14 protein-coding genes and 1 tRNA gene are annotated in these 15,678 nt (G+C 39.1%); 12 read left to right on the top strand and 3 right to left on the bottom strand.

Annotation, left to right across the window (positions count from 1 at the left end; genetic code table 11):
• Nucleotides 1-7 precede the first annotated feature (7 nt).
• From T356_RS0103980 to T356_RS0103955, 6 genes are all read left to right on the top strand, one after another.
• A complete protein-coding gene (locus T356_RS0103980; RefSeq protein WP_026513381.1) occupies nt 8-1,309 on the top strand; it encodes an ABC transporter substrate-binding protein in 1,302 nt (433 codons plus the stop codon).
• Between the two features lie 15 nt (nt 1,310-1,324).
• Nucleotides 1,325-4,423: a response regulator gene (locus tag T356_RS20140; RefSeq protein ID WP_051563133.1), complete on the top strand. Its 3,099-nt coding sequence runs from the start codon at nt 1,325-1,327 to the stop codon at nt 4,421-4,423.
• An 87-nt stretch (nt 4,424-4,510) separates the two neighbouring features.
• Nucleotides 4,511-5,713, top strand: a complete 1,203-nt coding sequence (locus T356_RS0103970) for an FprA family A-type flavoprotein (protein WP_026513380.1) — start codon at nt 4,511-4,513, stop codon at nt 5,711-5,713.
• A 59-nt stretch (nt 5,714-5,772) separates the two neighbouring features.
• Nucleotides 5,773-7,431: a DUF5722 domain-containing protein gene (locus T356_RS0103965; protein ID WP_026513379.1), complete on the top strand. Its 1,659-nt coding sequence runs from the start codon at nt 5,773-5,775 to the stop codon at nt 7,429-7,431.
• A gap of 73 nt (nt 7,432-7,504) precedes the next feature.
• Nucleotides 7,505-8,647, top strand: coding sequence for an AAA family ATPase (locus T356_RS0103960; protein ID WP_026513378.1), 1,143 nt, complete (start codon nt 7,505-7,507; stop codon nt 8,645-8,647).
• Between the two features lie 53 nt (nt 8,648-8,700).
• Nucleotides 8,701-8,774, top strand: a tRNA-Pro gene (locus T356_RS0103955).
• 136 nt (nt 8,775-8,910) lie between these two features.
• On the opposite strand, the gene T356_RS0103950 is transcribed toward T356_RS0103955, so the two are convergent.
• Genes T356_RS0103950 through T356_RS0103940 form a run of 3 tightly spaced genes read right to left on the bottom strand, consistent with a single transcriptional unit; the run spans nt 8,911 to nt 10,483 of the window.
• Nucleotides 8,911-10,116, bottom strand: a complete 1,206-nt coding sequence (locus tag T356_RS0103950) for a tyrosine-type recombinase/integrase (RefSeq protein ID WP_026513377.1) — start codon at nt 10,114-10,116, stop codon at nt 8,911-8,913.
• A 3-nt stretch (nt 10,117-10,119) separates the two neighbouring features.
• Entirely contained in the window at nt 10,120-10,317 is a 198-nt protein-coding gene (locus T356_RS18285; protein ID WP_022763496.1) for a helix-turn-helix domain-containing protein, read from the bottom strand.
• The gene (locus tag T356_RS0103940; RefSeq protein ID WP_026513376.1) at nt 10,301-10,483 is read right to left on the bottom strand and encodes a hypothetical protein; all 183 of its coding nucleotides are present in this window, start codon (nt 10,481-10,483) and stop codon (nt 10,301-10,303) included. The genes T356_RS18285 and T356_RS0103940 overlap by 17 nt, the downstream gene beginning before the upstream one ends.
• Before the next feature lie 331 nt (nt 10,484-10,814).
• On the opposite strand from T356_RS0103940, the gene T356_RS20135 reads away from it, so the two are divergent.
• Genes T356_RS20135 through T356_RS0103915 form a run of 6 tightly spaced genes read left to right on the top strand, consistent with a single transcriptional unit; the run spans nt 10,815 to nt 15,678 of the window.
• Complete coding sequence (locus tag T356_RS20135) at nt 10,815-11,444, top strand: helix-turn-helix domain-containing protein (RefSeq protein WP_051563132.1); 630 nt, start codon at nt 10,815-10,817, stop codon at nt 11,442-11,444.
• A gap of 48 nt (nt 11,445-11,492) precedes the next feature.
• Nucleotides 11,493-12,002, top strand: coding sequence for an AlbA family DNA-binding domain-containing protein (locus tag T356_RS21450; RefSeq protein ID WP_330370888.1), 510 nt, complete (start codon nt 11,493-11,495; stop codon nt 12,000-12,002).
• On the top strand, nt 11,945-12,886 hold the full coding sequence (locus T356_RS20750; RefSeq protein WP_242846549.1) for an ATP-binding protein: 942 nt from the start codon (nt 11,945-11,947) through the stop codon (nt 12,884-12,886). The genes T356_RS21450 and T356_RS20750 overlap by 58 nt, the downstream gene beginning before the upstream one ends.
• Complete coding sequence (locus T356_RS18265; RefSeq protein WP_051563130.1) at nt 12,883-13,377, top strand: EFR1 family ferrodoxin; 495 nt, start codon at nt 12,883-12,885, stop codon at nt 13,375-13,377. Before T356_RS20750 ends, T356_RS18265 begins: the two co-directional genes overlap by 4 nt.
• Nucleotides 13,364-14,194, top strand: coding sequence for an FG-GAP repeat protein (locus T356_RS0103920; RefSeq protein WP_026513375.1), 831 nt, complete (start codon nt 13,364-13,366; stop codon nt 14,192-14,194). Before T356_RS18265 ends, T356_RS0103920 begins: the two co-directional genes overlap by 14 nt.
• Nucleotides 14,191-15,678, top strand: a complete 1,488-nt coding sequence (locus T356_RS0103915; protein WP_026513374.1) for a hypothetical protein — start codon at nt 14,191-14,193, stop codon at nt 15,676-15,678. The genes T356_RS0103920 and T356_RS0103915 overlap by 4 nt, the downstream gene beginning before the upstream one ends.

The following is a 15,678-nucleotide window of genomic DNA, read 5'->3' as shown; positions in this document are numbered from 1 at the left end:
GGAATATATGAAGAACGTCAAAATGCTAAGGCTCTTTTTCGGTATCTTAATTTCTGTTGCTGTTACAATGTCTTTTTTATGTGGTTGTGCATCTGCTATATCTGATGAGGCACAACAGATGGCTTCTGTGCCAAAAGAAGAGAAGGAACCTCGTAAACTGATACGCATTGCAGCGTGGTACGAGGAGTCCTATATCACAAATATCAAGGCCTTTCTGGCAAATAGATTTCCTGAATATGATTTTGAATATATTTACACCCAGCGAACTAATTACGAGTCTGTAATTGATTCGCAGATATCTTATGACGGTGCGGCTGATATAATATGCGTCACCGAGAATATGGCCAAAAGATATGCAAGAGGCGGATATCTTGTGCCGCTTTCCAAGATGGTAAAAGGTTTTTCGGAGGATGCACTGGATAAATTCAAGTATTTGAATGAATATTATGCTGTTCCGAGCGTAAGTTCATACGAGTGTTTTTATGTAAACAAAGAATACTTCGAAAAATTCGGATTTAAGCCTCCGTCTGTATATACTGATTTTTATGACATGTGTGCAAAGATACGTGAAAATGGCATGAAACCGTTATCGTCCGGCCTCAAAGATAAAGAAGGCCTTGCAAGCAGTGCGATGGCGATAATGCAGGCAACATATTTCAGGACGCCTGAAGGAGAAAGTTTTGGAACAAGACTCGGAGAAGGGAAAGCTTCTTTTTACGAAGAAGTTTATCCGCATATGGACATATGGTACAAAATGATCGAAGAAGGAATTTTTACGCGCGATATGTGCCTTATGGATAAAAAGGCTGCGATAGAAGAATTTGCGTCGGGAAAGACGGTTATTTTGTCAGGAGGACCTGAGGATTACAATCAGATCTACAAAGAGAATCCGACAATAAAATTGGATACGATTGCGTTTGGCGGACACGATGACGGAACTGAGCTCCTGACCGGAGGTTGCGAGTACGGTTTTGCCGTAGTAAAAGATAACCAAAATGTAAACGACGCGCTCAAGGTTGTAAGGTCCCTTACTACGCTTATGGGGCAGAGGGCAATCTGGAAAGATTCTCCGGGAAGTAAGACATATCTTAAAAATGTGGAATTTGAAATGCCGCATGAATTCGATAATCTAAAAGATGCATTGGAGAACAATCTTTATCTGCCTTATACGGGATGGGGATATTACAGCAGAGAGATATCTGTAGAATTGGAAAATGAACTGCAACAAGTTCTGCTTGGAAGAGAGGACTTGGAAGATGCATTTAAGAGGATAGATGAAAAGACAAAAGCAATAGTTGAAGGTAATTGATCTAGAGGGGAAAGTATGGATAGCTTACTTAATATACTAAAATTGCGAAGTATAAAGCATCAGCTGAAAGCTATTTTTGCCATGCTTGTTGTGCTGCCTATTGTTATTATCGGTGTATATGCTTATGTGGTGTCAAAGAGTAATGTAACGGAGCTTACCAGAGCATCTATGAAGGGAAGCGCCGAGGTTATAGCAAACGGCATTGAAATGGGGGTAAAAAGAGAGACTGATGTAATCAAATTTTTTTCCTATGAAGAAGCATTCAGAAGAGCGCTCGATCATGCGGATGCAGATCCGTACACACTTTCAGCCGAGATGACAGAGACCATCGAACCTTTGATATGGTACTACATCGGAAGTGACAGCGATATAGAGGAAATACATATCTATTCTGAGAGAATCAAAGAGGACAGAATCGGTGAGTTTTTGAGCTATCCTCATGACGAGGGAATAAAAGCCTGGTATGAGATGTGCAGAGGTGATAACGGAAGTATATGGGTCATAAATGAAAAAGGAGATGTATATATCATCAAATCTCTCCTTGATGCCGCGACTACATCCAAGATGATCGGAATGATCACTCTTAAAGTAAATAAAAAGAGCTTTTTTTCCACGACTACAAACACGAGGTATCAGGATAACGGAATTGCAATTGTTGATTCGTCCAATAAGATCGTTGCCAAAAAAGATTTAAGAAGCAGTGTACTCGACAGAAAAGTCACAGAAGATATCATGGCCGGAAAATACGTCAATCTGGACGGATTCAAATCGACGGATGATTATCTGATAATAAAGTCCAAAGAAATGAATAACGGCTGGCAGATGTATTACTACGTTGACAGCAGGGAAATGCTTGCCGATGAAATAACCATTCTTTTGGGCGATCTTATCATAGCCATAACTATCCTTGCACTGGGATTCCTTATCGCGTCGCAGATGGCTAATCAATTATGTACAAGAATAGAGGGACTTAACATCATTGCAGAAGACATAAAAAGAGGAGACTTTGAGGTAGCTATTGTCGATGACGGAAAAGATGAGATCGGACAGCTGTATAAGTCCATGATAGATATGGCGTCACAGCTTAATACAATGGTTGATGAGATCAAGAGAAGAAATGAGAGGGAGCTGTTTCTTAAAGAAAATGATATTCATTACAGAGACTGGCTTTTTGACTTTGTCGTTGAAAAAAATAATGATATTCTTGCGATAGTAAATGCAAAGAGTTTCGAGGTTGAATTCCTTACAGCCAATGCAGCGGATATCTTGGGCATACCGTCGAAAGAACTTTTTAAAGATATAAGGAACATAAATATAGCACAGAAAACGGGTAAAGAAGACAGGCTGAGTACTATATTTGAAAGGTGTGCACAGACAGGTAAAGTTGAAGTTGTGGACGAGATAAGACTTCACAATTATGTGTCCAATACAGACCTGTATTACAGAGGAGCAGTGGCCTGCACAATAGATGACAGCGGAAGAAGGCTTGCTATAGCTCTTTATGACAGAACACAGGAGATCATGAAAAATCATCAGTTGCAGGAGGCATTTAATGCAGCTGAAACAGCGAACAGAGCAAAGACAAATTTCCTTGCAAATATGTCGCATGATTTCAGAACTCCTATGAATGCAATAACCGGATTCAATCTCCTTATAGAAAAGCACTATGATGAGCCGGAAAAAGTAAGAGAATATACCCGTAAGATAGGTCTTGCTTCAAGGAACTTATTGGCACTTCTAAATGAGGTTCTTGATATGAGTAAGATTGAGAGCGGAAGAACCACACTTGATATCAAGGAAATGGCGATAGGTATCCTTCTTGAAGAGATCAACTCTGTAATAGCATATCAGGCAAAGGTAAAAAGGCAGGAATATATTGTTAATGCAGAGGGGCTCAGGCACGATGTATTCATGGGTGATAAACAGAGAATAAATGAGATTCTCATGAATATACTCAGCAATGCAATAAAATATACCGGAGAAGGCGGAAAGATCGAGTTTACGATAAAGGAGAACGAATCTGCAACTGAAGGCTTTAATGATCTGATCTTTGTCATAAAAGATAATGGTATAGGCATGAAGCCTGAATATAAAGAGAGAATATTTGAGGCATTTTCCAGGGAAGAAAGCCATGTAAATAAAGAGATACAGGGAACAGGTCTTGGAATGGCAATAACGAGAAGTCTTGTAGAGCTTATGGGCGGTACGATACGTGTAGAAAGTGAGGAAGGAAAAGGCAGTACATTTACCGTTATTTTGAGGCTCCAGGCAGTGGATGAAGCGGACGTTGATTTCTGGAAAAGTCACGGCATAAGAAGGATTCTTTTTATCGACAGCAAACACAGCGAGTGTGAGCAGCTTGCTGAGAAGCTTAATAATGACGGTGTCGATGTAATGGAATCTCCTACCGGATTCGGAGCGCTTCATCTGATAGATGTCTGTCAGGCTGAAGATACACCTGTAGACCTAATACTTGTGGACCAAAAAGTACAGAACATGACGGCACCTGAAATCGTGAAGAATATCAGGGCAAAAGATAAGGCGAAATCAGCTACATCTTTAATTATTGTTATGGCGGATGATTTTGAGTCTATAGAAGACGAAGCAAAAGAGGCAGGGGCAAACGATCTTTTGCAGAAGCCGCTGTTTATATCCAGTCTTAAGCAGTCTATAAATGATATTGCCAAGAGGATAACGGAAGCAAATGATGATGAGACAGAGAATCCGCTTAACGGAATGAAATTCCTTGCGGTGGAAGATAACGATATTAACGCGGATATTCTGGCAGAGCTTATGGCTATGGAGGGAGCTTCTGTTATCAGGTGCGTAAACGGACAGGAAGCGGTTGAGAAATTCAAGGCTTCAAAAGAAGGCGATTTTGACATGATCCTGATGGATATCCAGATGCCTGTCATGAACGGATATGAGGCGACAATTCTGATACGCGGTCTTAAGACGGAATGGGCACAGAAAATACCGATAATCGCCATGACTGCAAATGCCTATGCGGATGACATTCAAAAGAGCTATGATTCGGGAATGAATGCGCATATATCAAAGCCAATAGATATAAAGGTCGTCGAAAAGACAATAATGGAGTTCAAAAAAGCATAAAACTATGAGAAAATAGGGAGTGCAGGGATATTGTGCATTCTCTGTTTTTGTATCAAAAATATTATCTTTATGAGAGGAGAGACGTATATGAATGGCATAAAAAAAGTAATTGATGATATTTTTTGGATCGGAGGAAGCGACAGAAGACTCGCAAGATTCGAGAACATTTTTCCGATTCCTGAAGGCGTTTCATACAATAGCTATTTTATAGATGATGAAAAGACTGCAGTTTTTGATACTGCAGACATCACAATTTCAGACCAGTATCTTGAGAATTTAAAGACAGTTATTTCGGGTAAAAAATTGGACTATCTTGTGGTACTTCATATGGAGCCCGATCACTGCTCACTTATAAACACTGTAGTCACGATGTTTCCTGAGGTTACAGTGGTTAGCGGGGCTAAATCTTTTGAGTTTATGAAGCAGTTTTTTCCCGAGTCTGAGAACTATAAAAAATTGGAAGTAAAAGAGGGGGATGAACTCTCTACAGGAAAGCACACATTTAAATTTATTGCAGCACCGATGGTACATTGGCCTGAGGTACTTATGGCATATGATGTGACTTCAAAGGCTCTTTTTGCCGCAGACGCATTCGGTACATTCGGAGCGCTCGACGGAGGGCTGTTTGCAGACGATTATGATTTTGAGAAAGATTTCCTCGATTCAGCAAGAAGATATTATGCAAACATTGTAGGTAAATATGGAATGCCTGTTCAGACCGTTCTAAAAAAGGCGGCAGGACTTGATATTCAGATAATACTTTCCCTTCACGGTCCCGTATGGAGAGAGAATATAGGCTGGATTCTTGATAAATACCAGAAGTGGAGCACATATACCGCAGAGACCGATGATATCGCGATCGTATACGGAAGTCTTTACGGACACACTGCAAGTGCTGCCGAAGCAGTTGCAACTTCGTTAAGAGAGAAGACCGGAAAGAATGTAAAAGTTTATGATGTTTCAGGAACAGATGTATCATACCTTATAGGTGAAGTTTGGAGATGCAGCAAGATAGCTTTGATCTGTCCTACATATAACGGCGGAATTTATCCTCCGATGGAGGCATTCATAAATGATATGCTTGCGCTTGGAGTTCAGAACAGGATTTTTGCACTCGGACAGAACGGAACATGGGCACCTGTTACGGTTAAACTTATGACAGACAAACTTCAGACTCTTAAGAACGTCAAGATCCTTGAGCAGAATCTGACTATCAAGAGTGCGCTTTCTAAAGGTGATACAGAAGCAGTTGAGGCATTTGCCGATGCTGTTGCAAATTCAAGCTTTTAAGTATAAACTCAAAAAAGAAATTTAATATAGAAAAACGTGATAAGACGTGGAGGAAAGTTGTGAAAAGAAGTAATACTTTTAAGATGATCATCGGTATCATAATGACAGCGGGAGCGGTTCTTTGTGCAGCTGGAACGTATGATTCTGTTAACTTTGGAAAGGGTAGTGTCGCAGAGGCTGCCGAGAGAGTTGTTAGCATTGATTCATGTACCATTTCAGGAAGCAGCGTAGTGGTTAATGTTTCTGCAAACAGTTTACCGGGTTCGGATGACGGAAAATATTATCTGTACGCAGATGAAGTTTATCAGGACGGTGTAACGGGTAAAGTTGTAGCAACAACAGACAGAGCTAAGAGCGGAACATTTAAGTTTGATCTTGGACTTGGAACAAAAGAGTCAAATCTTTCAAAGAAATTTCTTGTTGCTGTTAAGAGCGGCGGATCAATGGTTCAGGTAAGTGATGAACACTACATCACAAATCCCGAAGCAGTAGCAAGCAAAACGGTAGGAAGAAACGACCACGGAATGAAGGGAATTCTTCCAAATGATGCAGACGCTGCAACATTTAAAGATCTTGGTATTGCTCAGATGGTTTATAACCTTTACATGGGAGATATTGTCGGACCTTCATCAAACGGAGCTTATCCTACAACAGAGTTTTCGTATGATGGAAAGACATATCAGTTCAATACCGCAGCACTTCAGCAGTATGATGGTTTTGTAAGATGGTGCTCTATCAATAATTTCCAGCTTACACTTACTATCTTGAACAATAAGACATCAGCCGGTGCTGATCTTATACATCCTCTTTCAAGAGATGCACATGTATGTCCGGGATATGCAATGAACACCAAAGAGGATGAAGGAACACAGCATCTTAAGGCTATCGCAGCATTCCTTGCACAGAGATATTCAGGCGGACAGTTTGGAACTGTTGATAACTGGGTAATCGGAAACGAAGTAAATGCCAGAACAGAATGGTACTACATGAACTCAACAAATCTTGAGCTCAATGTAAGCGAGTATGTAAAGGCATTCAGAATCTTCTACAACGGTATCAAGAGTGTAAACGCAAATGCAAGAGTTTATAACTCTATCGATCAGGAGTGGAACAGAAAGTCCAATCCCGGATGCTTTATGTCAAAGGAATATCTCGACAGATTTAATTACTATATCAGACGTGAAGGAAACGTTGACTGGTCACTTTCGGTACACCCTTACAACGCACCTTTGTTTGACCCTTATGCATGGAAGCAGCAGGCTGAGTATGTAAACACATCTCTTTCTACGCCTTATATCACGATTGAGAATATTTATCTTCTTACAGATTATATGAACCGCGAGGAGTTACTCAATCCTGCAGGAAAAGTAAGACAGATTTCTCTTTCAGAGATTGGTTATACTTCAAGCTTCGGAGAAGATGCACAACTTGCATCAATCGTATATGCATATACAATGGCCCAGAATAATCCTTATATCACAAGCTTTATCCTGTTCAGAGAGACAGATGATGCACATGAGATGGAGAGCCATATTGCACAGGGACTTAAGAACCTTGACGGAAGCAAGAAACAGTCCTATGATGCTTATAAATATATGGATACAAAGGAAGCAGGAACTTACAAGGCAAAAGCTTCTCAGATAATCGGACAGGATGTTGATGCAATGGTTGCAAACAGAACATTCATGAGCAGACACGGTTGGTTTTTGAACGACTAAAATAATTATTGGGCTTAAATAGATTCGACACATCCGTAAGGATGTGTCGTTTACTATAAGTATGGGGTAAAATATGAGCAATTCCAGGGAAAAAGAACTTGAAACATTAAACAAGATAACAAGTATGCAAAAGGATCTTTTGGGAAGCCTCTACGGAGATTTCTTTTCTTCACCTGTTTCCAAACCTTCCTCGGGAGCAGATTTACAGGAGAAAAAAGAAAGTACAACAAAGAGCGTAAGTGAAACGCCTTCGGAGACGAAAGGTGATGCGGTAAAAAATGCGCAGAATGCTTTGGACGAAGCGAAAGCTCTTTTTGCTGCCGACAGTAACCTTAATTCTGCTGAAGAAAAAAAGGATGAGGAACCGGAAGAAGATCCTATGGAGACGCTTGATAAGCTCATCGGCCTTGGATCGATAAAGGATGACGTCAAAGAACTCACTGCCTTTGTTAAGGTGCAAAAAGCAAGACAGGAACAGGGACTTAAATCGGTACCTGTATCTCTCCATCTGGTATTTACAGGAAATCCCGGAACGGGTAAGACAACCGTTGCCAGAATAATTGCCAAGATCTACAAGCAGATAGGTGTTCTTTCAAAAGGACAGCTCGTTGAAGTGGACAGATCGGGACTTGTTGCGGGATATGTCGGACAGACTGCCATCAAGACCACCGAGCAGATAAAAAAAGCCATGGGCGGAGTTCTTTTCATTGATGAGGCATATTCTCTTTCACAGAAGGATGATGCTTTCGGACAGGAAGCCATAGATACCATACTTAAGGCAATGGAGGACAACAGAAAGGATCTGGTTGTTATCGTTGCGGGCTATACAGAGCCCATGAAGAAATTTGTAGAGAGTAATCCGGGCTTAAAATCCAGGTTCAACAAGTATATTGAATTCCCTGATTATTCGGTGGATGAACTTGAAGAAATTTTCTACATGAACTGCAAAAAATATGATTACAAAGTTGAAGATGATGTAAAACATCAGATAAGGGCACTTATTACATCAAGGAAGATGGGAAGCATCGAGAATTTCGCAAATGCCAGGGAAATAAGAAATCTTTTTGAAGAGATTATCACAAATCAGGCTAAGCGAGTATCGACGTTGGAATCGCCCACAAATGATGATATGATGACGATATGCCTTGATGACCTCAAAGATCTCACTCAGTTAGAGAATAAACAGGACGCAGATCAACAGGGTATTGAAAAATAATAACATGGCTGATATAATCAAATTTGCTGTCGGATTGTTTTCCGTCAGCACTACGGAATGTGGCTCAGTTTGGTAGAGCGCTGCGTTCGGGACGCAGAGGCCGCAGGTTCGAATCCTGTCATTCCGATTCAGTATTTTCAAGGGTTTGCAGATTTGCAAACCCTTATTTTTTTATCTCAGTTCTACCATTTTTCTACCAGATTCAATTTATTTATTGAATAATCATCTGATAACACAAAAAGCTCTCTATAGTATTGTTATTTTTACTTGTCAGGATAATCTTTCAATGATATGATTCCAGTCATTGCATCCGAAATCTCTTTTTTGGCCTCTTTATCCTTGACTTTTGCATATATTTTTAAAGTTGTATCAATGTCAGCGTGTCCAACCCATTTCTGAATGCTTTTAACATCCATACCGCGATGGACAAGAATTGATACGCACGAACTCCTAAGACCATGGAATGTAATTTCTTGAGGTAACTCGGGGAGCTTTTTAATAAGTTTGGCAAAAAGTTTTGATGGATAATCAGGATAAAAAAGCGACCCATCTCGATGTTTGAAGATGTAGTCGCTTTCAAAATAGCCATTACCGCATAGCTTTCTGTATTCATTTTCCTTATCCTTTAACCTCTTGAACATTTCAATCTGTTCATCTGTCAGAGGGTACTCGCGTGTACTGGAGTCAGTTTTTGTTGAATTGACTCGATTGATGACTGTTCCTCTTGTAACAGTATGGTTTATGCTCATAGTTTTGTTCTTAAAGTCCAATGCAGACCATCTTAGACCAAGCAGCTCCTCTCGCCTAAGTCCAAAGAACAAAGTGACATAGAACAATTCGTAAAGCTCGTGGTCCTTTATTGCATCCAAGAAACGCTGAGCTTCTTCATAAGAAAAAAATTCCTCGTCTGTGTCTTTCTCTTTAGCATACTTATTTGCCAGGTTCTTATTGATCACAACTTCCTTAGCGGGATTTGTAGCTATCAATCCCTCCTTGACTGCCTGCTCCAGGATACTGCTCAGAAGCACTTTTGTATCTTTGACTGTTCTGCGCTGAACCTTATAGGTTTTGAACATGTCATCAAGAAAGTTCTCGACCATGGTTTCGTTTAAATCTTTTACTTTTGTATCACCAAAGTAATTTTTAATTCTGTTTGCTCTATAAAAATAAGAAGAAAGGGTTGTATCTGAAACCTCTCTCTTCTTCTTTTCAAGAAAACCATCTGCGTATTCACTTAAAGATATATTTCTGTCAGTACTCTTTGCTTCTTTTTTTTTTAAAAGCCTGCTTCTCATCTCTGAAGCCTTTTTAATATTCTCGGACGTATCTTTTAGCCCGGTGGATATCCACTGCTTTTCTAAGATCTTGTTGCCATCCTTAATAATATAGTTGTTCTTGATAATATAAAGATAACCGCTCCTTCCCTGGATACCCGTAGCTCTCCTACCGCTCTTCTTTGGTCTTGCCATTATTTAGCTTGCCTCCTTAACAAAATCTACATCGGGGTACATGAATTCTAAAAGATATAACTTTGGAATTCTGTACTTTCCTGCAATCATCATAGATCTGATTGTGCCATCCTTCAGATAGTCATAGACTGCGTTCCTTCCTATCTTGAGGATTTCCTTAACATCTGTAGGTGTGAGTATGTCATTATACCCAACTAACATATTCGTGTATTCCATGTCTGCTCCTTTCTTTATTCTTCTTCATTTCTGCTATGATTTCCTTGACTGCTTCATATGGTGTGGGGTCTTTAACTCCACACACATCTCTGAAATCAAGAAGTTCTTCCTTTAGTTTTCGATTTGCTTTTTGTCTGTCCCTGTTTTTCATTTTCCTCCTCTCTAAGAAACACACTTCTCCCGTTCTCTTGGGGCTTCGGCGACATCTGTATCAGGAAACGCCGGGTTCTTTCGCGACATCCGGATTTCCGGGAAACGTTACTTGTTGATGAACCATTATGTTTTATTTTGTTTTCTTGGTTCTTATTAAGAACATTTCTGTTCTTTAATTGTACTATACCATATCATTTAGTTCTTTGCAAGCACTGTATTGTGCTTTTTGTTTTTGTTCTCTGCATGTCCATTTTTGTGCTTCATATCTAATATAATCTGTGTTACCATATCAGTAATGAATCGTAATTATCAGTAATGGAGGAATCCGCATGATTACTATAAACAAAGCATTTGGACAGGATCCGGTAGAGTTCAATGACGAAACTGCTGCAGACAGAGTTGGGGCAAGAATACGCACCATAAGAAACTCGAGAGGATTGTCGCTTGCTGAACTTGGTGAAAAAGTTGGGTTAAATGCCGATAGAATGCAGAAGTATGAAAACGGGGCAAGAAAGCCAAAAACAGATATGCTCAAAAAGATTGCGGAAGCACTTGGTGTAAGTACGCTTGCATTGGCAGATCCGGTTACAACCAGTTATATTGGCGCCATGTATGCTATGTTTGAACTTGAGCATAACTTTAATATGAAAATCGAGCCCACAGATGAAAATCATGTACCCGGATTATGTCTTACGGTAGATTTTAAGGATAGTCTCTATGAGTACATGAAAGACTGGTATGATGTATACGCCCAGATGAAGTCCGATCTCGAGGTTGCTAATTCCGAAGAAGAAAAGGCGGAAATCATAAATGCCTACCATAATTGGGAATGGACTTATCCACAAGGAATTGTTGATAAGACGGAGAAGAGCCTTGAAAAAGCCCGCCTCAAAAGAAAGATAGCGGAATTACAAGAACGATATGATCAACTAGATCAGAATGATAGCGACATAGAATAGGGGAGATTTATCTATGGTATCTAAAGATTACTTTGGAGAAGATAAAAAATAGAGTTTAAGCAGAAAATCCCAGCTAAACACGAAAAGTTTTTAAAGGATATTATTGCGTTTGCTAACACGAGTGGTGGAAAAAGCATAATTGGAATTATTGACGAGACAAAAGAGGTTGTGGGCATTGGAGACCAGAGCCCATTTAAGCTCTCTGATTCGATTTCTTCGATGATTTCAGATTCGTGTACACCACTTATTGAGACTGACATATACCCTCAATCAGTGGAAGGCAAGACAGTTCTTGTTGTTGAGGTTTTTCCGGGAAAACATAGGCCATACTATCTGGCTAATAAAACAAAAGAAGATACTTCATATGTAAGAGTTAACGGAACCAGCAGACCGGCAGATTCTGTTACACTAAAAGAACTTGAGCTCGAAGGTTCAAACCATGCATATGATTCCCTGCAGGAAATTGGCACTGATTATGATGAGAGTAAAGCTCTCGAGTTATGCCGTGTGGTAAAGAAATTGCTTTATCAAATTGCGAAACAGAAGATGAGAAATTAGCTGTCAAAGATATGACCATAGGTAAACTCGAAGATATGGGTATTCTTTGTAGAAGTGGAAGAGATTTAGCACCCACACATGCATTTTCTTTGATGACAGATAATCATTCTCGTTTTGCCAAGATACAGTGTGCCCTGTTTAAAGGAAATGACAGAGATGTTTTTATTGATAAAAAAGAATTTGAAGGTCCTATTTACGAGCAATTATCTGACGCATTTCAATTTATCTTAAAGCATATTAACATTGGTGCTGAGGTTAATGGGCTATATAGTAAAGACGTATATGAGCTTCCTATAAAGTCAATAAGAGAACTGGTTGCCAATGCAGTTATTCACCGAAGCTATTTAGTCGAATCTAAGATACAGATTTCCATTTTCGACGACAGAATCGAGGTTGTATCACCAGGAATGCTCTATGGCGGAATGGATATTGCGACCATGAAAACCGGACGATCCAAATGCAGGAATCAGGCAATTGCAGATATATTCCAATATATGCACATAGTTGAAGCATGGGGAACCGGCATTCCCAGAATTATCAAATCATGTAAACAGTATGGTCTGCAAGAGCCCGTTTTTGAGGAATTCGGTGATGGAATTAAGGTCACTGTCTATAGATTGCATACATCAATAGCAAGCGAACAGTCGAACGAGCGGACAGTCGAACAAGCGAACATGCAAACTCGCAGTCAGACAAGCGAAACCCAAGATAAGATAAATGCATTCCTGGAAACAGTTAATGATGCCACATCAGCTGATATTGCCAAAGTTATCGGACTTAGCCAATCAAGAACAAGAGCGATTCTATCAAAGATGGCTGACGAAATAGAAATAATTGGTTCAACTAGTAACAGAAGATATAAGAAAAAGAATTCATTACTATGAGAAAAAAGGGACTTCAAGCAGCAGGACATACAGATTATGTAACTCAAATAATCATGGTGGATACTGACGTTACACGTTTTGAAATCCAGAACCAAATTGACACATTGCCACAGAAAGATGTTGAGGGACAGATAAAGGAGATTTGCACTGACATTGAAACAAGGAGAAAAAACATCCCTTGTATATCCGTTTCTGATAAAATCATGGACTGGCTCTACCACGCAGTAGGAGCGACGTATATTGCAAATGACACAGATAAGAGCTTTATTGTTAATGAGGCATGCATCAAATGTGGAATCTGTGCAAAAATCTGCCCTGCAGATAACATTAAAGTAACCAATCATGTAGAATACCTGCACCACTGTGAAGGCTGCCTTGGATGCCTGCATGGATGTCCTGAAAATGCAATACATCTAAAAAATGAGCAGAGCGAAGTTCGCTACAGGAATGCAGGCGTTTCTCTAAAAGAACTTATAGATGCAAACAATTGAGGATAGAAAGATGAGACCACGCATAATACCGCTAGTTTTGCTTATATTTACCACCGGTTGCGGATCAGTAAAAACTGATATAGAAAACACCGCAATTGATAAAAGCGCATATTCTGAAATTTCAATAGAAGTAACTGACGAATCAGAAGAGGAGAGCGTCGCAAACACTGATGATACGGAAGAATCTCTGCAACACGAAAAATGTATTTCAGAGTATGATTCATACGATGAACTTCTTGAAGATATAAAAAACCTATTGGACATATATGAAAATGCTGATAATAACACAGAAAAATCCCTTTTTTATGATAAAGCATTTCAATATGAATGGTTCTTGGCGATAGCTCCAGCTATTACTGATAATAGCGATAATTTTGGATATCAACAAGTGGATATTGATGGAGATGGAATAGATGAATTGCTTTTAGGAGTTAATGCTCCGAAAGATAATTCGTATGAGGCGGGGATTATCAGTATGTTTACCATTAGAGATGGCAAGGTTGAATCAGTGTTTGAATGTGGGTACAGAGAAAACTTTGAATTATATGAAGATGGTATAATACTCGATGAGTTTGGCATGCCAAACTCTACATACAGCCTTAAGTGTTATAAGTATTCAGCAGGTGGTACGGAATTTATTGAAGGTGTGGAATGGGAGCCTGTTTTTGAAGAGCATAGATGTCAGTATTATTACATTGATAGTTCTTTGCAGGAGCGTGAAATAAGTGAAGAAGAGGGGCGCGAGTTTTATGAGGAATTATTGCATAGATATAATAAACCAAAGTTCCAGCTTCATCTTTTTAAGGAAAAACAATGAGATTACGCATAATACTTTCGCTTATTTTACTTATATTTACCACAGGTTGTGGAGCAAAAAATAAAAAATTAATCGAACTGGATTCTGAGCTTGTTAAAGATCAGGGATCTTCTCAGATTTGCGTTTATAACGATGTTTTTGAGGCTTATGGCAAGAAAAGTAAGTATACCTACATTGATATCATCAGAGACAATGAAATCAAAGAAACTATAAATACATATCGCTATTTGGACCGCGTTACGGATATTGATTGCTTTGACTTTAATGATGACGGAATAAAAGATATTGCTCTAATCGGCTATTCGGGAGCCGAACTCAAAGTTCTTTTGTATGAATCAACTTCGGACTATCATTACAATGTATTTTCCGGATGGGGCGATGTCGGTGAAGCTATAAGAAAAGCGTCAAACGATGATTTTTCTATGGATACATTAAAGAGTATATTGGAGATCGGAGGAGGCGCTTATTTACGAAGAATAGCTGGGGATACAGCGAAAAAAGCAATACTCGCGGCTGAAGAAGTTACATATAGTGATTACAAGTCGGCATATATTGATTTTCTTAAGGTTCTTGATGAGTATGGATTTGATAATTGTGGCACTGAAATAGATTCCTATTATATATACGACATTGACAAGGATAAAACGCCGGAATTATTAGTGGAGTACGGAATTTATGGAAATGAAAAACATGTATGGGTATATACATATGCCGAAAATAAGGTTCGACGTATTGATATGTTTGATACAGTTAACTCGGATTTTTATGCATATCCAGGTGGTAATGGAATAATGAAATATTGGTCGCATGGTGGAGGAGAAGAATATTGTCTTTTTTCTTTAAATAACAATAATCTCACATCTAAAGTAATGTATTCCGGATGTACGATTTATGATGATCCTGAAACGGGAGAATATTATACTGAATTTACACCTGCAAGAGATGTAGTGCCGACTACATATTTTCTTACATCATTTGAGCCGGATTATGTATATCCAATAGAAAAGTATGAAGAAATCTCATCTCATATGCCATCAAAAGATAATAAGAGTTATACATTTCCAGATAATAATCCCAATTTCTATTCAGAAATAATGGATGAGGATGGTATTGTAAATGCAGTTATTCTTGGATGGGGATATGAGACTGGAGAGGTTCACAGTAATATTCATTTTAGGAAGAACATAATATGCGATAGGGAAGTAACGGATATAACATATGCTGATTTTAACTCGGATGGTGTATACGAATGCGTTCTTTATTTGGTTAAAAGGGATGAAGCTTACGAAGCAGTTGAGCATTATAGAGTAATCTTGAGTAAGCAGGGAGATGAAGTTTATGCGTACTTTGCCTGCTCAGAAGAAGATAGTATTTCGAAAGATGGCTTTTTTATATATGAGCCTAATAATATGTATAGTTACCGTGACAGAGAACGAGTGATATATGATAAAGAAAAATGTTTTTACTATTCCGCACCTTATTAA

It is taken from the genome of Butyrivibrio sp. LB2008, from assembly GCF_000621565.1.
GTDB lineage: Bacteria > Bacillota > Clostridia > Lachnospirales > Lachnospiraceae > Butyrivibrio.
Note: the sequence above shows the minus strand (reverse complement) of the source record. Positions and strands in the feature narration are given on the sequence as shown.